The sequence below is a fragment of the Massilia sp. UMI-21 genome (genome assembly GCA_015277795.1).
Lineage (GTDB): Bacteria > Pseudomonadota > Gammaproteobacteria > Burkholderiales > Burkholderiaceae_D > Telluria.
Genome location: CP063848.1, coordinates 995,929 through 1,014,235, shown reverse-complemented (window position 1 = coordinate 1,014,235; position 18,307 = coordinate 995,929). Strand labels below are relative to the sequence as shown.

The 18,307-nt window shown below is 66.2% G+C and carries 18 protein-coding genes; 8 read left to right on the top strand and 10 right to left on the bottom strand.

What is annotated here, in order from left to right:
- Nucleotides 1-246: 246 nt before the first annotated feature.
- The 3 genes from IM543_04480 to IM543_04470 form a co-directional block, all read right to left on the bottom strand.
- On the bottom strand, nt 247-1,824 hold the full coding sequence (locus tag IM543_04480; GenBank protein ID QOY95155.1) for a phospholipase D family protein: 1,578 nt from the start codon (nt 1,822-1,824) through the stop codon (nt 247-249).
- A 3-nt stretch (nt 1,825-1,827) separates the two neighbouring features.
- Nucleotides 1,828-2,607 carry an enoyl-CoA hydratase/isomerase family protein gene (locus IM543_04475; GenBank protein ID QOY95154.1) on the bottom strand — a complete coding sequence of 260 codons (780 nt, stop codon included), beginning with the start codon at nt 2,605-2,607 and terminating at the stop codon, nt 1,828-1,830.
- A 162-nt stretch (nt 2,608-2,769) separates the two neighbouring features.
- Nucleotides 2,770-3,990, bottom strand: a complete 1,221-nt coding sequence (locus tag IM543_04470) for an MltA domain-containing protein (GenBank protein ID QOY95153.1) — start codon at nt 3,988-3,990, stop codon at nt 2,770-2,772.
- An 18-nt stretch (nt 3,991-4,008) separates the two neighbouring features.
- Between IM543_04470 and IM543_04465 the strand changes: the two genes are divergently transcribed.
- Nucleotides 4,009-4,161, top strand: a complete 153-nt coding sequence (locus IM543_04465; protein QOY95152.1) for a hypothetical protein — start codon at nt 4,009-4,011, stop codon at nt 4,159-4,161.
- 15 nt (nt 4,162-4,176) lie between these two features.
- Here the strand turns inward: IM543_04465 and apaG are convergent, their stop codons facing one another.
- Nucleotides 4,177-4,551 (bottom strand): Co2+/Mg2+ efflux protein ApaG, encoded by a 375-nt coding sequence (apaG, locus tag IM543_04460; GenBank protein QOY95151.1) that lies wholly within the window; start codon nt 4,549-4,551, stop codon nt 4,177-4,179.
- A 158-nt stretch (nt 4,552-4,709) separates the two neighbouring features.
- Between apaG and rpe the strand changes: the two genes are divergently transcribed.
- The 7 genes from rpe (at nt 4,710) to IM543_04425 (ending at nt 10,890) form a co-directional block, all read left to right on the top strand.
- Nucleotides 4,710-5,381: a ribulose-phosphate 3-epimerase gene (rpe, locus tag IM543_04455; GenBank protein QOY95150.1), complete on the top strand. Its 672-nt coding sequence runs from the start codon at nt 4,710-4,712 to the stop codon at nt 5,379-5,381.
- Nucleotides 5,381-6,079 (top strand): phosphoglycolate phosphatase, encoded by a 699-nt coding sequence (locus IM543_04450; protein QOY95149.1) that lies wholly within the window; start codon nt 5,381-5,383, stop codon nt 6,077-6,079. Before rpe ends, IM543_04450 begins: the two co-directional genes overlap by 1 nt.
- A 202-nt stretch (nt 6,080-6,281) precedes the next feature.
- Complete coding sequence (locus IM543_04445) at nt 6,282-7,778, top strand: anthranilate synthase component I (GenBank protein QOY95148.1); 1,497 nt, start codon at nt 6,282-6,284, stop codon at nt 7,776-7,778.
- Between the two features lies 1 nt (nt 7,779).
- Nucleotides 7,780-8,343, top strand: coding sequence for an aminodeoxychorismate/anthranilate synthase component II (locus IM543_04440; protein ID QOY95147.1), 564 nt, complete (start codon nt 7,780-7,782; stop codon nt 8,341-8,343).
- An 80-nt stretch (nt 8,344-8,423) separates the two neighbouring features.
- Nucleotides 8,424-9,461: an anthranilate phosphoribosyltransferase gene (trpD, locus tag IM543_04435; GenBank protein QOY95146.1), complete on the top strand. Its 1,038-nt coding sequence runs from the start codon at nt 8,424-8,426 to the stop codon at nt 9,459-9,461.
- Between the two features lie 38 nt (nt 9,462-9,499).
- Nucleotides 9,500-10,300 carry an indole-3-glycerol phosphate synthase TrpC gene (gene trpC, locus IM543_04430; GenBank protein ID QOY95145.1) on the top strand — a complete coding sequence of 267 codons (801 nt, stop codon included), beginning with the start codon at nt 9,500-9,502 and terminating at the stop codon, nt 10,298-10,300.
- Nucleotides 10,301-10,404: 104 nt separating this feature from the next.
- On the top strand, nt 10,405-10,890 hold the full coding sequence (locus IM543_04425; protein ID QOY95144.1) for an energy transducer TonB: 486 nt from the start codon (nt 10,405-10,407) through the stop codon (nt 10,888-10,890).
- A 106-nt stretch (nt 10,891-10,996) separates the two neighbouring features.
- Here the strand turns inward: IM543_04425 and IM543_04420 are convergent, their stop codons facing one another.
- The 6 genes from IM543_04420 to IM543_04395 form a co-directional block, all read right to left on the bottom strand.
- Nucleotides 10,997-11,479, bottom strand: a complete 483-nt coding sequence (locus IM543_04420) for a hypothetical protein (protein QOY95143.1) — start codon at nt 11,477-11,479, stop codon at nt 10,997-10,999.
- A 184-nt stretch (nt 11,480-11,663) separates the two neighbouring features.
- On the bottom strand, nt 11,664-12,971 hold the full coding sequence (locus IM543_04415; GenBank protein QOY95142.1) for an amidohydrolase: 1,308 nt from the start codon (nt 12,969-12,971) through the stop codon (nt 11,664-11,666).
- A gap of 33 nt (nt 12,972-13,004) precedes the next feature.
- Complete coding sequence (locus IM543_04410) at nt 13,005-14,834, bottom strand: M61 family metallopeptidase (protein QOY95141.1); 1,830 nt, start codon at nt 14,832-14,834, stop codon at nt 13,005-13,007.
- An 83-nt stretch (nt 14,835-14,917) separates the two neighbouring features.
- Entirely contained in the window at nt 14,918-15,505 is a 588-nt protein-coding gene (locus tag IM543_04405; protein ID QOY95140.1) for a nucleotidyltransferase family protein, read from the bottom strand.
- A 4-nt stretch (nt 15,506-15,509) separates the two neighbouring features.
- The gene (locus IM543_04400; protein QOY95139.1) at nt 15,510-17,729 is read right to left on the bottom strand and encodes a xanthine dehydrogenase family protein molybdopterin-binding subunit; all 2,220 of its coding nucleotides are present in this window, start codon (nt 17,727-17,729) and stop codon (nt 15,510-15,512) included.
- A 10-nt stretch (nt 17,730-17,739) separates the two neighbouring features.
- Nucleotides 17,740-18,198: a (2Fe-2S)-binding protein gene (locus IM543_04395; GenBank protein QOY95138.1), complete on the bottom strand. Its 459-nt coding sequence runs from the start codon at nt 18,196-18,198 to the stop codon at nt 17,740-17,742.
- Between the last annotated feature and the right edge of the window lie 109 nt (nt 18,199-18,307).

Sequence of the window (18,307 nt, the reverse complement as noted above, 5' to 3'; positions counted from 1 at the left end):
AAGAACCTTGTTCTGTACTACCTTGCTGCACCGTACGAAGCGTTGTGTTCGTCAGCAGCAGAGAAGAGAGATTATGCAGTGTTTCGCTTAACTCGTCAACCCCTCGTTCGCTTCGTTGCAGAATTTTCCTGCTGAGCTTGTCACCGTAAGCACTTGATTACGTTAACGTTTTTTGCTCAAACCGAAGCGGAGGCGAATCATAGCAAACGGGCGCGGTATCTCGCAAGGCCCTTCACGCATCTTTTTTCAAAGGAGCCAGTCGATCGGCAAAAACGACAACAAGTGGACGCCTGCGCGTTTCCAGATGCTCGTGCCCGGCTCCTGGTCGTGACGCCGCGTCGTGCCCTCGGAGCGTTCGATCCAGTACAGCTTACCGTTCGCATCGAGGCGAACCTCGTAAGCACGGGCAGGCATGTCTTCCTCGAGTACCCGGCCGAGCCTGGCCGCCAACAGGGGACTGTCGATGACCAGGCCCATCTCGGTATTCAGGTCGATCGAGCGCCGATCCATATTGAAGGAGCCGACATAGATGCTGCGCCCATCGACCGCGAAGGTCTTCGCATGCAGGCTGGACGCGGAGCTACCGAAACGGCCCTTCCCCGTCCGGGGCAATTCCGCGCCCCAGCTGCGGCGAAGTTCGAACAGCGAGATGCCCGCAGCGAGCAGCGCGCGCCGCCATTTCGCGTAGCCGGCGTGCACCGCCGCCACGTCGGTCGCCTCCAGCGAATTGGTCAGCACACGCACCTGGACACCGCTGCGGGCGATATCGCCGAGCGCCTGCGCTGCCTCCTTGCCGGGGACAAAATACGGAGTGACCAGGTCGAGCTGCCGCGTCGGCTCCCCGAGCAGCTTGCGCAGGCCGACAGCCATGCGCTGGTCCGGGTCGGCTTTTCCCAGTACCTTTGCAGGATCGTCGCTGACGAGCCGGGCACGGCTCCACTCCAGCTGCAGCCGGCCCTGCGTCAACTGCTCGGCGAATGCCAAGCTTCGTGCCCCCGCCAGGTAGCCCTGCGCCTCGGCCTGGCCACGCTGGGCCGCGGCGCGCATGGCCAGTGCGCCGGGAGCTGCGGCATCGGCCGGATCGACCAGTGCCGCGACAGGATAGGCCGACGCGCTGTTCCAGTAACGGTCGAAGTCCTGCGACACGGCGCGCACGGCCGGCCCGACAAGCAGCACGTCGAGGTCGACGAACAAGGTGTCGCTCGTCGCCTCGAAGTATTCGTCGCCAATATTGCGTCCTCCGAGGATGCTTGCCTGGTTGTCGGCCGTGAAGGATTTGTTGTGCATGCGCCGGTTCAGCCGGCCGAACTCGGTCAGGTAAGCCAGGGCGCGCCAACGCCGCACGCCGAAAGGATTGAACAGGCGGACTTCGATGTTCGGTTCGCGGTCGAGGGCCGCAAGGACCGGATCGAGGCCGGCGGTGTTGTTATCGTCGAGGAGCAGACGGACGCGCACGCCACGCGCGCCGGCACTGCGCAAGGCATCGAACATCAGTGTGCCGGTGAGATCGTCACGCCATATATAGTACTGGGCGTCCAGGCTGCGCTGCGCACTGTCGGCGAGCAGCACGCGTGCCGCGAAGGCGTCGCGGCCGTCGCTCAGCGGATGGATTCCGGACAGCCCCGGGTGATTGGCAGCGAGCGGCGCGATGGCCTGTCCCAGGCGCGTGTCGTCGGCGCCCTCGAGCGCCACCGTATGGGTGCGCGGCCCCAGGGGCGGCAGCGCCGTGCAGCCGTAGGCCGCGACGGCGATCGCCGCCAGCATTGCGAGCGCTGCCGCCGCGCGACGCAGCGCCCTTGCGTGACCGGGGGCCGCCGCCCACATGGCTTACATCCCTTCGAAATTCGGCTTGCGCTTCTCGAGGAAGGCCGACATGCCTTCTTTTTGCGCAGGCGTGCCGAAACCGGCGTGGAAGTAGCGGCGCTCGTAGCGCACGCCTTCGGTCAATGGCATCTGGTAAGCCTGGTTCACGCAATCCTTGATCTGCATGGCGACCGACACCGGCATCTCGGCGATGCCCTGGGCAATCTTGATGGCTTCTTCCATCACGCTCTCGACCGGATAGACGCGTGACACCAGGCCGGTGCGCTCGGCCTCCGCGGCATCGATCATACGGGTGGTCAGCAGCATGTCCATCGCCTTGGACTTCGAGATCGCGCGCGGCAGGCGCTGGGTGCCGCCGGCGCCCGGGGTGACGCCGACCTTGATCTCCGGCTGGCCGAACTTGGCGGTTTCCGCCGCGATCAGGAAGTCGCACATCATGGCCAGTTCACAGCCGCCGCCCAGGCAGTAGCCCGACACGACGCCGACCACCGGCTTGCGGATGTTCAGGATATGTTCCCAGTTGCGGCCGATGTAGTTGCCTGGATAGGTATCCGCCGCATAGGTGTAGTTTGCCATGGCCGCGATGTCGGCGCCGGCGGCGAAGACCTTGTCGCTGCCGGTCAGCACGATGACGTTGACCGCAGGGTCGGCGTCGAACTTGACCAGCGCGTCGCCCAGTTCGTTCATCATGTTGTCGTTCAACGCATTCATCGCCTTCGGACGGTTCAGGCGGATCACGACGACCTTGCCGTGGTTTTCAATCAGCAGATCTGCATATTCCATGTGACATTCCTTTTGTGAGCTTGGACGGATTGCCCGGATTGTAACGTCTCGCGCGGTGCCGAACACGGTCTGATTATTTGTTCAGCAATATTCTATGCGCGATCCCGCCCTCCGTTCGTCATCGGCGGGGAGCCCCCCCCCCTGACGCACCTGGCGCTTTGGCTATGGCGTGGGGCGCGGCAGCAGCACCCATACCTGGCCGCGCTGCTTCATCTTGCCTGCCCGGTCCACCGCATCCGGGCCGAAGCCGTAGAAGAAGTCGGCCCGCACCGCGCCGCGAATCGCACCGCCGGTATCCTGCGCCATCATCAGGCGCCGCATGGGCAGCTCGCTGCCGGCTTCGGTCGTCGCCAGGAACAGCGGCGCGCCAAGCGGGATGAAGGACGGGTCGATCGCCACCGAGCGGCCGGGCGTGAGCGGGACGCCCAGCGCGCCCTTCGGGCCCAGCGAAGGGTCGGGCAGCTTTTCTTCGCGGAAGAAGATATAACTGGGATTCACGTTGAACAGCTCCTGGCGGCGCGCCGGATTGGCCGCGATCCAGGCACGGATGCCCTGGGCCGTGGCTTGCTCGGCGGTGAGCTCGCCCTGCTCCACCAGCCAGCGCCCGATCGCCTTGTACGGATGGCCGTTCTGGTCGGCGTAGGCCACGCGCACGGTCTCGCCAGTGTCGAGCTGGACCCGGCCGGACCCCTGCACTTCGAGGAAAAACGCCTCGACCGGATCGTTCACCCACAGCAGTTCCTTGCCGGCGAACGGCGCCCGCGCGATCTCGGCACGGGTGCTGTACGGGACCACGCTTCTACCCGCCAGGCGCCCGCGCAGGCGCATGCCCTTCAACTGCGGATACACGCTGCCCAGGTCGACCGTGAGCAGGTCGCGCGGCACGCGGTAGAGCGGCGTCCGGTAGTCGCCGCCCTGTTTGCGGGATCCGTACAGCATCGCCTCGTAGTAGCCGGTGACCAGGCCGGTGTCGGCGCCATCGGCGGCGCGCACCAGGTTGGGCACGAACCAGGTCTCGAAGAAGTTGCGCACCGCCGCGGCATCGCTCGCATCGAAGGCGCGGCCGGCGGCGCATACCGCTTTCCACTCGGCCTTGCTGGCCAGACCCCGGCAGGACTGCAGGAAGGCCGGCCAGGCCTGGCGCAGCTCGTCCTCTTCCCAGCCCGGCAAGGCGCTGAAGCTGGTCGGCGTCAGCAGGGGTGCCGGAGGAAGGGGTTCGGCAGGCGCCGCAGGCGGGGTCGGCTGGGCGGGCGGCACATACACCGGGCCGACCGGCGGCGGCATGCGCACCGGCGTGGGTGGCTGCGGCGGCGTGGTCGAGCAGGCCGCCAGCAAGGCGACGAGGACAAGCGAAGCGGTTACACTGCGGCGTGTCGATAACATAAGGAGGCGAGTACCGATATGTGGATCTTGATGGTGGAAGCCGGCGTGGCGCTGTTCCTGCTCGTCTTTATCGTCTGGTGGACGATGTTCGCAGGCCGCAAGGACGTGCCGCCCGACGAACCCGTGCAACATGAGCAGGCCGAGAAGGGCCGCGACGCCGGCAATCAGTAAGCCTTGCTGCGCCGATCAGTGCAGCGCGCCCGGCTGCGCCAGCACGAATTCGGGAATCGGGACCTCGAAGCGGTGGCCGTCCTCGGCCACGCAGAAGTATTCCCCGTACATCGAACCCTGCGGCGTTCCGACCTGGGTGCCGCTGGTGTACTCGAACTGCTGCCCCGGCTGCAGCAAGGGCTGGTGGCCAACCACGCCCAGGCCGCGCACTTCCTGGGTCTGGTTGGCGGCGTCGGTGATCACCCAGTGGCGCGCGATCAGCTGGGCGGCGACGCTGCCGGTGTTATGGATCGTGATGGTGTAGCTGAACACGAACTGGTCCCGTTCCGGGTTGGACTGTTCCGGCAGGTACTGGGTCCTGACCTTGACAGCGAATTCATAGGCGGGCATGGGGATTCCTTGCGTGATCGTCAATATTGGCTGGAGCGCTGCGTGTGGCGCAAACGACAATCATACCGCGCGGCGCCCTTCGAAGGCGCCGCCGGCGCAGCGGGCATGCGCTTCATCAGCGTAAAATAGCGGATTCCTTGTTACCTGCACGATCGCCCATGACCACCTACCGCATCGCTCCCAGCATCCTGTCCGCCGATTTCGCCCGCCTGGGCGAGGAAGTGCGCAATGTCGTCGCCGCCGGCGCCGACATCATCCACTTCGACGTGATGGACAACCACTACGTCCCCAACCTGACCATCGGCCCGCTGGTGTGCCAGGCGATCCGCCCGCACGTGCAGGTGCCGATCGACGTGCACCTGATGGTCAAGCCGGTCGACCGCATCATCCCGGACTTCGCCAAGGCCGGCGCCAATATCATCACCTTCCACCCGGAAGCCTCGGAACACATCGACCGCACCCTGCAGCTGATTCGCGATAACGGCTGCAAGGCCGGCCTGGTGTTCAACCCGCACACCCCGCTGCATTACCTCGAGCACGTGATGGACAAGATCGACATGATCCTGATCATGTCGGTGAATCCGGGCTTCGGCGGCCAGTCCTTCATTCCGCAATCGCTGAAGAAGATCGCGCAGGCGCGCCGCATGATCGACGAATCGGGCCGCGACATCATGCTCGAGGTCGACGGCGGCATCAAGGCCGACAACATCGCCGAGGCGGCCGCCGCCGGCGCCGACACCTTCGTGGCCGGTTCGGCCATCTTCGGCAAGCCCGACTACAAGTCCGTGATCGACGCGATGCGCGGCGAACTGGCGAAAGTAGGCAAGTAATGCGGGCCGGCGCAGCAGGCATCCGGGCCGCCCTCATCGACCTGGACGGCACCATGCTCGACACGGTGCCCGACTTCGAGGCGGCCCTGAACGGCATGCGCGCCGACTTCGGGCTGGCGCCCATCACGCAGGACATCATCAAGCCGCTGGTCGGCAAGGGCTCAGAAAAACTGGTGCGCGACGCCCTGCTGCTCGACTGGGACGCGGCGCGCGTGGACGCGGCATTCGACGAGGCGCTGGCCGGCTACCAGCGCCACTACCTCGCCGTCAACGGCGAGCGCAGCACGCTGTTCGACGGTGTGCTCGAAGGCTTGCAGGCCATGCGCGACCAGGGCCTGCGCCTGGTGTGCGTCACCAACAAGCCCGTTGCGTTCACCTTGCCCCTGCTGGACCAGAAAGGCCTGGCACCCTATTTCGAGCGCGTGTTCGGCGGCGATTCGTTCGCGCGAAAGAAACCGGACCCGATGCCGATGCTGGGCGCCTGCGCCGCGCTGGACCTGCCGCCCTCGCAAGTGGTGGCCATCGGCGACTCATCCAACGACGCCGAAGCGGCGCGCGCCGCAGGCTGCTTTGTGCTCACCGTGCCATATGGTTATAACCACGGACGGCCTATACAAGAAATTAATTCTGATGGTATAGTGAGTTCGCTGCTGGAAGCAGCCGTGCTCATAACTGCGCATAACCACACCTTAAAATAAGTCATCTATACATGTTTTTCACCAAAAACCACACTGTCAACCAGACCGGCGCCCTCGAGGCCTGGCTGTGGCGACGCTGGCAATCCTGGGCTGACTAAGCCGTATCGATTGCTGCCGGGGCGCGCGTTGTCGCCCATCCCCGGCAGGTTTTTTGAAGTGTGAACCACCGCCCTTCCCTCCCCCGGGCGGTCCGGAGAAAAGCATGACCGAACTCGAATTCAAATCGCTGGCCAACCAGGGCTATAACCGCATTCCCTTGATCGCGGAAGCCTTCGCCGACCTCGAAACCCCGCTCACGCTCTACCTCAAGCTGGCCCAGTCGCAGCAGGCCGGCAAGAACACCTTCCTGCTGGAGTCGGTGGTCGGCGGCGAGCGCTTCGGCCGCTATTCCTTCATCGGCCTGCCCGCCTCGACGCTGATCCGCAGCAGCGGCAATCGCCTCGACGTCGTCAAGAACGGCGAGGTCATCGAGACCTTCGAGGGCAATCCGCTCGAATTCATCGAACAGTACCAGTCGCGTTTCAAGGTGGCCCTGCGCCCGGGTATGCCGCGCTTCTGCGGCGGCCTGGCCGGCTACTTCGGCTACGACACGGTGCGCCACATCGAGCACAAGCTGGCCAACAGCTGTCCGCCGGACGAACTGGGCCTGCCGGACATCCAGCTGATGCTGACCGAAGAACTGGCGGTGATCGACAACCTGTCGGGCAAGCTGTACCTGATCGTCTATGCCGACCCGGCGCACCCGGAAGCCTTCGGCCGTGCGCGCCAGCGCCTGAAGGACCTGCGGGTGATGCTGCGCCGGAGCGTCGATGCGCCGGTCACCTCGAGCTCGGTGCGCACCGAAGCGGTGCGCGACTTCAGCAAGGAAGATTATTTAAAGGCGGTGGCCAGGGCCCACGAATACGTGATGGCGGGCGACCTGATGCAGGTGCAGATCGGCCAGCGCATCCGCAAGCCCTACGTGGATTCGCCGCTGTCGCTGTACCGCTCGCTGCGTTCGCTGAATCCGTCGCCCTACATGTACTACTACAACTTCGGCGACATGCAGATCGTCGGCTCCTCGCCGGAAATCCTGGTGCGCAACGAAGCGCTCCCCGAGGGCGGCAAGAAGGTCACCTTGCGTCCGATCGCCGGCACCCGCCCGCGCGGCGCCACGCCGGAACGCGACCTCGAGCTGGCCGCCGAACTGCTGGCCGACCCGAAGGAAGTCGCCGAGCACGTGATGCTGATCGACCTGGCCCGCAACGACATCGGCCGCATCGCCGAAACCGGCAGCGTGCAAGTCACCGACCGCATGGTCATCGAAAAATACTCACACGTGCAGCACATCGTCTCGAACGTCGAAGGCCGCCTGAAAGACGGCATGTCGAATCTCGACGTGCTGCGCGCCACCTTCCCGGCCGGCACCCTCACCGGCGCGCCGAAGGTGCGCGCCATGGAAGTCATCGATGAGCTGGAACCGGTGAAGCGCGGCATCTACGGCGGCGCCTGCGGCTACCTTTCCTTTGGCGGCGAGATGGACGTGGCGATCGCGATCCGCACCGGCGTGATCAAGGACGGCAACCTGTACGTGCAGGCGGCAGCCGGCATCGTGGCCGACTCCATCCCCGAGATGGAATGGCAGGAAACGGAAAACAAGGCACGCGCCGTGCTGCGCGCTGCCGAACAGGTGCAGGACGGCCTGGATGGGGAGTTCTGACATGCTGCTCATGATCGACAACTACGACTCGTTCACCTACAACATCGTCCAGTACCTGGGCGAACTGGGCGAAGACGTGCGCACGGTGCGCAACGACGAGATCACGCTCGCACAGATCGAGCAGATGGCGCCCGAGCGCATCTGCATCTCGCCGGGACCGAAGGCGCCGAAGGACGCCGGCATCTCGCTCGACATCCTGCGCGAATTCAAGGGCAAGCTGCCGATCCTGGGCGTGTGCCTCGGCCACCAGGCCATCGGCGAAGCGTTCGGGGGCAAGGTCGTCCGCGCCAAGCAGGTCATGCACGGCAAGACCTCGCTGATCGCCCACACCGGCGAAGGCGTGTTCAAGGGACTGCCGAGCCCATTCACCGTGATCCGCTACCACTCGCTGGCGATCGAGCGCGCTTCGCTGCCGGACTGCCTGGAAGTGACGGCATGGACCGACGACGGCGAGATCATGGGCGTGCGCCACAAGGAATACGACATCGAAGGGGTGCAGTTCCATCCCGAGTCGATCCTGTCGGAACACGGCCACGCGCTGCTCAAGAACTTCCTCGCGCGCTGATCCGCCCCCGTGCAGGCGCCGCACCAGCGGCCTTGCGCCCAAGCATCACGCCACCATTACGCCTAGCTGAAAGACCCGCCATGCCGATCACCCCACAAGAAGCCCTGCTGCGCTGCATCGAACACCGCGAGATCTTCCACGACGAAATGCTGCACCTGTTCCGCCAGATCATGTCGGGCGAGATGTCGCCGACCATGGTCGCGGCGCTGACCATGGGCCTGCGCGTGAAGAAGGAAACCATCGGCGAGATCACCGCCGCCGCCCAGGTGATGCGCGAGTTCTCGACCAAGGTGCCGATGGCCGACACCACCGGCCTGCTCGACATCGTCGGCACCGGCGGCGACGGCGCCCACACCTTCAATATCTCGAGCGCGGCCATGTTCGTGGCCGCCGCCGCCGGCGCGCGCGTGGCCAAGCACGGTGGCCGCAGCGTGTCCTCGTCCTCGGGCAGCGCCGACCTGATCGAGTCGCTCGGCGCCCAGATCGACCTGAAACCCGAACAGATCGCCCAGTCGATCGCGCAGACCGGCATCGGCTTCATGTTCGCCCCGAACCACCACGCCGCCATGAAGCACGTGGCGCCGGTGCGCCGCGAGCTGGGCGTACGCAGCATCTTCAACATCCTCGGCCCGCTCACCAACCCGGCCGGCGCACCGAACATCCTGATGGGCGTGTTCCACCCCGACCTGGTCGGCATCCAGGTGCGCGTGCTGCAACGCCTCGGCGCCCAGCATGCGATGGTGGTCTGGGGCCGCGACAACATGGACGAAGTCTCGCTCGGCGCCGGCACCCTGGTCGGTGAACTCGTGAACGGCGAGATCCGCGAGTACGAGATCCATCCGGAAGACTTCGGCATGTCGATGATCGCGAGCCGCAACCTGAAGGTGGCCAATGCCGAGGAATCGAAGCAGCGCGTGCTGGAAGCGCTGCGCGGCGAGCCTGGTCCGGCGACCGATATCGTGGCACTGAATGCCGGCACCGCGCTCTATGCGGCCGGGGTCACGCCCTCGATCGAGGCAGGCCTGGCAAAGGCGCGCGCCACGATCGCCTCCGGCGCGGCCGTGGCCAAACTGGAGCAATTCGTGGCCGTCACGCGCCAGCTCGGCGGCAACGCCTGAATCACGGAACCCGCCCTGTCCACGCACTCATCATTGTTATGTCCGATATCCTGAACAAGATCCTGGCCGTGAAGGCCGACGAAGTTGCCGCCGCCAAGCGGCAGCGCGACCTGGCCAGCCTGCGCCGCGAGGTCGAGAGCGACCTGGAAGCGCGCCGCGCCATCCGCGGTTTCGAGAACAGCCTGCGCAGCAAGATCGCAGCAGGCCGTGCCGGCGTCATCGCGGAAGTGAAGAAGGCTTCGCCGTCGAAGGGCGTGTTGCGGCCGGACTTCCAGCCGGCGGCGATCGCGCAGAGCTATGCCGCACACGGCGCGGCCTGCCTGTCGGTGCTGACCGACGCGCAGTTCTTCCAGGGTTCGGTGGACTACCTGCGCCAGGCGCGCGCCGCCTGCGCGCTGCCGGTGATCCGCAAGGACTTCATCGTCGACCACTACCAGGTGTACGAGGCGCGCGCCATGGGGGCGGATGCGATCCTGTTGATCGTGTCGGCGCTGGACCATGGCCTGATGGCGGAGCTGGAAGCCTGCGCCCACGAGCTGGGCATGGACGTGCTGGTCGAGGTGCACGACGGCGACGAACTCACCGCGGCCCTGAAGCTCGAGACGCCGCTGGTCGGCATCAACAACCGCAACCTGCGCAGCTTCGAGGTGTCCCTCGAGACCACCCTCGGACTGCTGCCGCGCATTCCGGCCGAGCGCCTGGTGGTGACCGAGTCGGGCATCATGGGCCCGGCCGACGTGCAGCGGATGCGCGCGGCGGACGTGCATGCCTTCCTGGTCGGGGAAGCTTTCATGCGGGCGCCCGATCCGGGCGTCGAATTGCAGAGCTTGTTCGGCTGAAGCAGGGCTCGGGCGCCGACGCAACTCGGCGGAACTCCGGATGACCAGTAGCGTCGAAGCTAAGCGCCCATGAGGCGCCAACCTGCGACGCTCACTCATCCACCATGAACATTTCTCTTCGCAGTAAAACGCCGTGCGCCATCCTGCTGGCGGTGCTGTGCGGATGCGCCAGCCCTCCGCCCGTTCCCGTCGAAGAACGCAGCACGGTCGCCATCGGGCGCGCGCCAACGCCTGCACCCGCCCCGCCTCCCTCGCACACGCTCGAGGCCTACAAGGCCGATGAGGCGCGCCACATCCTCGCACGCAATGCCGAGCGCAGCTTCAGCGGCCGCCTGCCGCCGATGCTGCCGGCGATCGTCGTGCTCAGCATCACGGTGGATCGGGATGGCCGGCTGACCGACGTGCGGGTGCAGCGCTCGCGCGACCCGGACGCCACGCGGGTAGCGCTGGCCTCGACGCTGCGCAGCGGGCCGCTGCCGCGACCCGAAGGACTGCTTGCCGCGCACAGCCGCGCGATGAGCTTCTCCGAAACCTTCCTGTTCGATCGCGACTACCGCTTCCAGCTGCGTAGCCTGGCGGGACCACAATAAGACGACACCCCGGCGTGACGCGCGCCACAAAAGGAAAAGGCAGGTGACCGGCACCTGCCCTTTCCTCGCAAGCCGATGCCGGGCAGTGCCCGGCATTCCGGCATGATCAGTTCGATCCGCCCACTGCGGCTGGTGCGGCTGCTTGCCCACCTGCCTGCGCGGCGGCTGGGCCGATGTTCGTCGTCTGTCCCATCATGACCTGGAACAGGTTCGGGTAATCGTAGGCTGCGCCCGAGGCCACGTCCACGCCCGCACCGATCACGCCGCCAAAAATAACGTTACCGAAGGCCATGCCCTTGGTCGAAGACTTGATGGAAGCAATGCCAGCCTCCATGCCCGGCTTTTCGCATCGCACGGTCATGTCGCCGTAAGCACGGCGCACGGTGACGGTGCCTGGCGTCGTCACGTAATACACGCCTTTTTCGTTCTCCAGCTTGCACGATGCGCCATCCACCTTGCCGCTCGGCTGATGGGTTTCTACCGAGACGATCTGACTGGTGCCGCTGACAATGGACGCGCAACCGGTCAAGTTGGCGGCAATTGCCAGGACGGCAAACGAAAGGCTGGAGCGCAGGAGTGAGTTGAACATGTCGTTTCCCTGTTTGGATACCGGTTTTCCACCGGACTAGTTATAGGAACGACAGTTATAAGGAAAGCCTACCCCTTAAGCAATATATATTTACACTGGGTAAATCGCTGTTGTTTTATGATCAAGTGCAGTACTTTCAGGACGGGCCAGAAATGGGCGCCGGCAAGGTCGGCACCCGTGCCTGCTATCGGCCCATGACATTCAGTACGGCCAGGCTCATCGCTTGCGCAGCCGTCTTGATCGACGGTTCCGGCACCGGCGCGTAGAACGGCGAATGATTGAACGCGATCGGCTTGCCGCCGGCGCGCTCGGCATCGAGCACGGCCTGGGGGTCGTAGACGCCGGTGAAGAAGAACATCGAGGGCACGCCCTCGTTGACGAACAGCGAGAAGTCTTCGCTGGCCGTCATGGCGGGCATGCGCTGGGCATTGGCGGCGCCGAAGGCGTCCTTGAACACGGCTTCGGTCTTCGCCACCAGGGCTTCACTGTTGACGATGGCGGCGCCGCCGCCGATCAACTGCACGTCCGGCGCCGGGGCGCCCGCCATGGCGGCCGAGGCATTCGCGACGCGCCGCACGCCCTCGAGCAGCTTGGCGCGCACCGCCGGGCTGTACGAGCGGATGGTGCCGCGCACCTGCACGCTGTCCGGGATGATGTTGCCCACGGTGCCACCCTGGATCGCGCCGATGGTCACCACGCCGAATTCCTTCGGATCCTTCTCGCGGCTCACCACGGTCTGCACGTCCACCACGAAGCGGGCGGCGATGGTGATCGGGTCGAGCGACTTGTCCGGCGCCGAGCCGTGGCCGCCGCGGCCCTTGAACACGATCTCGATCGCATCCGAGTTCGACGAGACCGGGCCGGAATTGAAGCCGACCGTGCCATGGGCCAGCGGCCAGGAATGCAGGGCGAAGGCATAGTCGGGTTTGGGGAAACGCTTGAACAGGCCGTCGTCGAGCATCGCTTTGGCGCCGGACACGATCTCTTCTGCCGGCTGGGCGATGAAGACCAGGGTGCCCTTCCACTTGGCCTTCATCTCGGCCAAGGTGCGCGCCGTGCCGAGCCAGCCGGCCATGTGGATGTCGTGGCCGCAGCTGTGGGCGACGAAGCTCTCGGCGCCGTTGCTCACCGCCCTGGCGCGGCTGGCGTAGGGCAAGCCGGTTTTTTCTTCCATCGGCAGGCCGTCCATCTCGGTACGCACCAGCACCGTGGGACCGGCGCCGTTCTTCAGCACCGCCACGACGCCGGTCTTGCCGACCTTGTCGGTCACCTCGAAGCCGAGCTTGCGCATTTCAAGCGCGAGCTTGCCCGCGGTGCGCATTTCCTGGAAGGCGATTTCGGGGTTGGCGTGCAGGTCCTTGTAGACCGTATCGAGCCAGGGGTACATGGCGTCGACACGGGTGCCGACGTCGGTTTTCAGCGGGACGGGAAGCTGGGCGGACGCCGATGCGGCAAAGAAGGACAGGACGGCGGCGATCAGGGCAGATTTCAAGTAGACCTCGGTGCATGGACGGTTTGAACAGCCTTAAACGCTGCTGGGGCGCGTCAAGGCGGCCGACTTCTTGCCGGCGACCGCCTGCGACAGCGTGATGCACGGCACCCGCTCACCCTGCAGCGTCACCTCGAAGGCCATCAACTCGTCGCGGCGGAAGGCGTGCACGGTGACTTTGTCGCCGACCCGGTAGCGCTGCAGCAGGGTCTCGACATTGGGCGGGTTGCCGATGGCGCGCAGGCCGTCGATCGCGATCACGACGTCATGGGCCGACAGCCCGGCGCGGTGCGCGGCGCCGCCTTCGTGGACCTGGGTCAGCTTGGCGCCCAGCGGATCGCGGCCGATGCCGGCGTCGAGCGAAGGCTTGCCGCCCTTGCGCTCGTCCACCAGCTTGATGCCGAAGGGCGCATACAGCTTGGCCAGCGGCAGGTCTTCGGTACCGCGCACCCAGCGCTCGAACTGGCTGCGCAGGCGGGTGCCGGCCACCTCGTCGAAGATCGCCTCGACTTCGCTTTCCAGTACGCCGCGGCCGACGCCCTGGTAGAAGTCGCGCCCGAAGCGCTCCCACAGCGCCAGCATCACGTCGTCGAGCGACCTGGCGCCGCCCGTCTTGGCGCGGATGGTCAGGTCGAAGGCCAGGCCGATCAGCGAACCCTTGGTGTAGTAGCTGATGATCGCATTCGGCGAATTCTCGTCCTGGCGGTAGTACTTGCTCCAGGCGTCGAAACTCGACTCGGCCACGCTCTGTTTAAGGCGGCCGCTGCCGCGCAGGACGCCGCCGATGCTCTTGGAAAGCAGCTTGAAATAGGTCGGCTCGCCGATGATCCCGGCGCGCACCAGCATCAGGTCGTCGTAGTAGCTGGTCAGGCCCTCGAACAGCCAGAGCAGCGGCGTGTAGCTCTCCACCTGCAGGTCGTAGGGTGCGAACGCCGCCGGCTTGATGCGCTTGACGTTCCAGGTGTGGAAGTACTCGTGGCTGCACAGGCCCAGGAAGCGCAGGTAGCCCTCGCCCGGCTCGGCGCTCTTGGGCGTGGCCAGGCTCGGCAAGTCGGCGCGCGCGCAGATCAGGGCGGTCGAGGCGCGGTGCTCGAGTCCGCCGTAGCCGTCGCCGACCGCCATGGTCATGAACACGTAGCGTTCCATCGGCGCGCGTTTCGTCAGCGGCTCGAAGAAGGCGATCTGGGTTTCGCAGATGGCCTTCAGGTCGGCCTGCAGGCGCGCCATGTCGAGGTTCGGCACGCGGCCGGTGATGACGATGTCGTGCGCGATGCCGTGCGCCTTGAAGGTGGCAAGCTCGAACTCGCCCATCTCCACCGGGTGGTCGATCAGCTCGTCGTAGTCGCCGGCGACGTAGGTGCCGAAGCCGTAGCGCTTGGCGCCCAGTTCCTTCATCGCGGTAGCGACGCGCCAGCCCTTTGCCGCCGCATCACCCGGGCGCTGGATGTCCACCTGGTGCGGAAGCGGTTCTTGTCCCACCACGCGCAGGAACACGCTGGTGCCGTTGAAGAAGCCGTGGGTCTGGTCGAGGTGGGCGGCGCGCACCGACAGGTCCCAGGCATACACCTCGTAGTGCAGGGTCAGCGGGCCGGGCACGCGCGCAGCGCGCCAGGAGTGCTTGTCCAGCTTCGTCAGCAGCACGTCCTGCCCGCCGCTCTCGGCGCGGATGCGCACGATGTTTCGGGCGAATTCGCGGATCATGTAGCTGCCCGGGATCCATGCCGGCAGTGCGAATACCTGCCCGTCCGGGTCGGGGGTCGCGACCGTGACCGTGACGTTGAAAAGGTGGCCGGCCAGGTCCTTGGGAACGATGGTGTACAGGATGGCGGGCTGCGCGGGATTCATTTTGGCGGAAGGTTTTTTCATATCGATAGATGATCAGGGCGGCCGAAATATGCGCCCTAGTGTAATCGTATTCGATCACCTGCGGAAATAATGACATGCATATGTCAGGCCGGCAGATCGTCAGGCGTATCGATGTCGCGCAGGATGCCGGGATCAAGCACGGCCACCTCACGCACCGGGACCATCTGCAGCAGCCGGCGCGCGCCCTGGTCGCCTTCCATTCCCAGCAGTGCGTCGCGATGGCTACCCGCGAACGCGACCGGATTGCCGCGCCGGCCCTCGTGCACCGGCACCGCAATCCCCGCCCCGCCCTGCACCGCATCGCGCAGCGCGGCCAGCGTGGCCGGCGCCACGAAGGGCATGTCGCCCAGCGCCACCAGCCAGCCCTGCGCCGGCAGCGAATGGCGGATCGCATGGACCAGCGAGGCGCCCATTCCGCTGTCGGCGTCGGGGCACACCGTGACCTCGCAGCCGAGTGCACGCAGGATGTCGGCGACGCCGCCGTCTTCCGGCGGGACGACCGCGACCACGCGCGGCAAACAAGACAAGAGCAGGCGCGCGCTGGCGGCGACCACGGGTTCACCGCCGGGCAAGTGCTGGAGCAGCTTGTTGCGCGCGCCGAGGGGATCGAAACGGCGGCCCCGTCCGGCAGCGAGCAGGATGCCGGTCAACACGGGGCGCCTGGACGACATCGCCTCAGGCCGAGGCCAGGTCGAACGGCAGCTTGCGCAGGCGCTTGCCGGTCAGCCGGAACACGGCGTTGGCAAACGCCGGCGCCAGCGGCGGCAGGCCCGGTTCGCCAATGCCGGTCGGCGGATCGTTCGAGGGCACGATGTGCACCTCGACCTGCGGCATGTCGTTCATGCGCGCCACCGTGTAGTCGCCGAAGTTCTGCTGCTCGACCACGCCGTCCTTGAGCGTGATGGCGGCGCCCGGCAGGGTCATGCCCAGGCCCATCAGGGCCGCGCCCTGCACCTGGGCCTCGATCGACAAGGGATTGACCGGCTGGTTGCAGTGCACGCCCGCGACCGCACGGTGCAGCTTCGGCACGCCGTCGCTCACCGAGGCTTCGACCACCCACGCGACGACCGAGCCGAAGGACTCGTGCAAGGCCACGCCCCAGGCGCGTCCCTGCGGCAGCTTTTTCGTGCCGTAGCCCGATTTGGCGACCGCCAGGTCGAGCGCCGCGCGGTGGCGCAGGTGCTTTTCGCCCATCAGCTTCTTGCGGTAGGCCACCGGATCGACCCTGGCGGCGTGCGCGGCCTCGTCGATCAGCGTTTCCATCACGAAGGCGGTATGGGTCGAGCCTACCGAGCGCCACCACAGCACCGGCACGTTCTGCTGCACGCCCTCCACGCTCAGCTTCATCGGCACGGCGTACGGCTCGCCCATGCCTTCGATGCTGGTGCCGTCGACGCCGTTTTTCACCATCATCGGCTCGAACAGGGTGCCGGCCATGATCGACTGGCCGACCACCTTGTGGTCCCAGGCGACGATCCGGCCGTTCGCATCGATGCCGATATCGGCGCGGTGCACGTAGGCCGGACGGTAGTAGCCGCCGCGGATATCGTCCTCGCGGCTCCATACCACCTTGACCGGGCCGCTTTTTCCTGCCGCGCGCCAGGCCTTGGCGATGCGCACCGCATCGCCGATCCAGTCCGAGGACGGCACCGCGCGCCGGCCGAAGCCGCCGCCGGCCATCATCGTGTTGATCGCGACCTGCTCCGGCTTGAAGCCAAGCAGCCCTGCCGCGACCTGCTGGTCCACGGTCTGGAACTGGGTGCCGGCCCAGATGGTGCAGGCATCCTCCTTCAGCTCGACGACGCAGTTGAGCGGCTCCATCGGCGCGTGCGCCAGGTAGGGAAACTCGTAGACGGCCGAGATCTTGTGGGCGGCGCCTCTCAGTGACGCCACGTCGGCCGCGCGCGCGACGGCGCCGCCCGCCGCCTTGGCCAGCTTGCGGTACGCCTGCAGTTGCCGGGCGCTGTCGACTTTCTCGACAGCGCCGGTATCCCATTCGGCCCGCAGCGCTTCGCGGCCCTGCCTGGCGGGCCAATAGCCGCTTGCGAACACGGCGACGCCTCTGGCGCCGCGATCCAGGTCCACTTCCAGCACGTCGACCACGCCTTTCACGGCGCGGGCGGCCGCGGCATCGAACTGTTTCACCTTCGCGCCGAACACCGGCGGACGCGCCACCAGCACGGTCAGTGCCTGTTCCGGCCTGAAGTCGATGCCGAACTGCTGGCGGCCGCACGACTTGGCGCGCGCATCGATGCGCCGCATCGGCTTGCCGATGTAGCGGAATGCTGGCGGCTGTTTCAGCACGACCGTGGCGGGCACCGGCTGCTTCATCGCCGCCTCGGCCAGGGAACCGTAGGTGGCTTTCCGGCCGTTCGGCCCAAGCACCACGCCTTTCGATGTCGTGCACAGCGAAGGCGCCACCTGCCACTGTTCGGCCGCGGCGGCGACCAGCATCGCCCGGGCGCGCGCCCCGATCTCGCGGTATTGCGTGAAACCATGCGCGATGCTGCCCGAGCCGCCGGTGATCTGGATGCCGAAGGCGGGGTCCTTGTAGATGTCGCCGGCCGGCGCCAGCTCGCCGCGCATCTGCGTCCAGTCGGCGTCGAGCTCTTCGGCGATCAGCATCGGCAACGAGGTGTGCACGCCCTGGCCGAATTCGAGGCGGTTGACGATGACGGTGACGCTGTTGTCGGGTGCAATGCGCAGGAAGGCGTTCGGCGCATACACCTTGGCGTTGGCATCGGCGGCGATGGCGAAGCGCTGCGCGCCCGGCAGCGTGAAGCCCAGCACCAGTCCGCCGGTAGCGGCGCCGGCGGTTTTCAGGAAGCCGCGGCGCGACAGCCCGGCGCCGGCGGAGCGCGCCACGGCGGCGCGGTCGATCCAGTCGAATTTCATTGCGCGCTCCTCAGGCGAGGGTGGCGGCGGCATCCTTGATCGCCGCGCGGATCCGTTGATAGGTACCGCAACGGCAGATATTGCCGCTCATCGCGTTGTCGATGTCGGCATCCGTGGGATGCTTGTTGGTGCGCAGCAGCGCCGTGGCGCTCATCACCTGGCCGCTCTGGCAGTAGCCGCATTGCGGCACGTCGTGCCTGACCCAGGCGTCCTGCACCGCCTTGCCGACCTTGTCGTTTTCCATCGCTTCGATGGTGGTGATCTTTTGGCCCTGGACGCTCGATATCGGCGTGACGCAGGAGCGGATCGGGTTGCCGTCCAGGTGCACGGTGCAGGCGCCGCACAGCGCCGCGCCGCAGCCGAACTTGGTGCCCGTCATGTCGAGATTATCGCGCAGCGCCCAGAGGATGGGCGTGCCCGGGTCGGCGTCGACCTGGAGGTCGCGCCCGTTGATGTTCAAGGTGACCATGTGCTGCTCCCTGTTTGGACTACGTGTTTGTTATTGTTTTGTAGGGTGGTCGGCTCTGCCGACCGCGCGTCCCGCCTGCAGGAGCACTGCCACAAAGCGGGCACTGCTT

Bases quoted from the DNA above. Each gene is read 5' to 3' on its own strand.
- IM543_04480 (QOY95155.1), bottom strand. From the start codon at position 1,824: ATGTGGGCGGCGGCCCCCGGTCACGCAAGGGCGCTGCGTCGCGCGGCG.
- IM543_04475 (QOY95154.1), bottom strand. From the start codon at position 2,607: ATGGAATATGCAGATCTGCTGATTGAAAACCACGGCAAGGTCGTCGTG.
- IM543_04470 (QOY95153.1), bottom strand. From the start codon at position 3,990: ATGTTATCGACACGCCGCAGTGTAACCGCTTCGCTTGTCCTCGTCGCC.
- IM543_04465 (QOY95152.1), top strand. From the start codon at position 4,009: ATGTGGATCTTGATGGTGGAAGCCGGCGTGGCGCTGTTCCTGCTCGTC.
- apaG (QOY95151.1), bottom strand. From the start codon at position 4,551: ATGCCCGCCTATGAATTCGCTGTCAAGGTCAGGACCCAGTACCTGCCG.
- rpe (QOY95150.1), top strand. From the start codon at position 4,710: ATGACCACCTACCGCATCGCTCCCAGCATCCTGTCCGCCGATTTCGCC.
- IM543_04450 (QOY95149.1), top strand. From the start codon at position 5,381: ATGCGGGCCGGCGCAGCAGGCATCCGGGCCGCCCTCATCGACCTGGAC.
- IM543_04445 (QOY95148.1), top strand. From the start codon at position 6,282: ATGACCGAACTCGAATTCAAATCGCTGGCCAACCAGGGCTATAACCGC.
- IM543_04440 (QOY95147.1), top strand. From the start codon at position 7,780: ATGCTGCTCATGATCGACAACTACGACTCGTTCACCTACAACATCGTC.
- trpD (QOY95146.1), top strand. From the start codon at position 8,424: ATGCCGATCACCCCACAAGAAGCCCTGCTGCGCTGCATCGAACACCGC.
- trpC (QOY95145.1), top strand. From the start codon at position 9,500: ATGTCCGATATCCTGAACAAGATCCTGGCCGTGAAGGCCGACGAAGTT.
- IM543_04425 (QOY95144.1), top strand. From the start codon at position 10,405: ATGAACATTTCTCTTCGCAGTAAAACGCCGTGCGCCATCCTGCTGGCG.
- IM543_04420 (QOY95143.1), bottom strand. From the start codon at position 11,479: ATGTTCAACTCACTCCTGCGCTCCAGCCTTTCGTTTGCCGTCCTGGCA.
- IM543_04410 (QOY95141.1), bottom strand. From the start codon at position 14,834: ATGAAAAAACCTTCCGCCAAAATGAATCCCGCGCAGCCCGCCATCCTG.
- IM543_04405 (QOY95140.1), bottom strand. From the start codon at position 15,505: ATGTCGTCCAGGCGCCCCGTGTTGACCGGCATCCTGCTCGCTGCCGGA.
- IM543_04400 (QOY95139.1), bottom strand. From the start codon at position 17,729: ATGAAATTCGACTGGATCGACCGCGCCGCCGTGGCGCGCTCCGCCGGC.
- IM543_04395 (QOY95138.1), bottom strand. From the start codon at position 18,198: ATGGTCACCTTGAACATCAACGGGCGCGACCTCCAGGTCGACGCCGAC.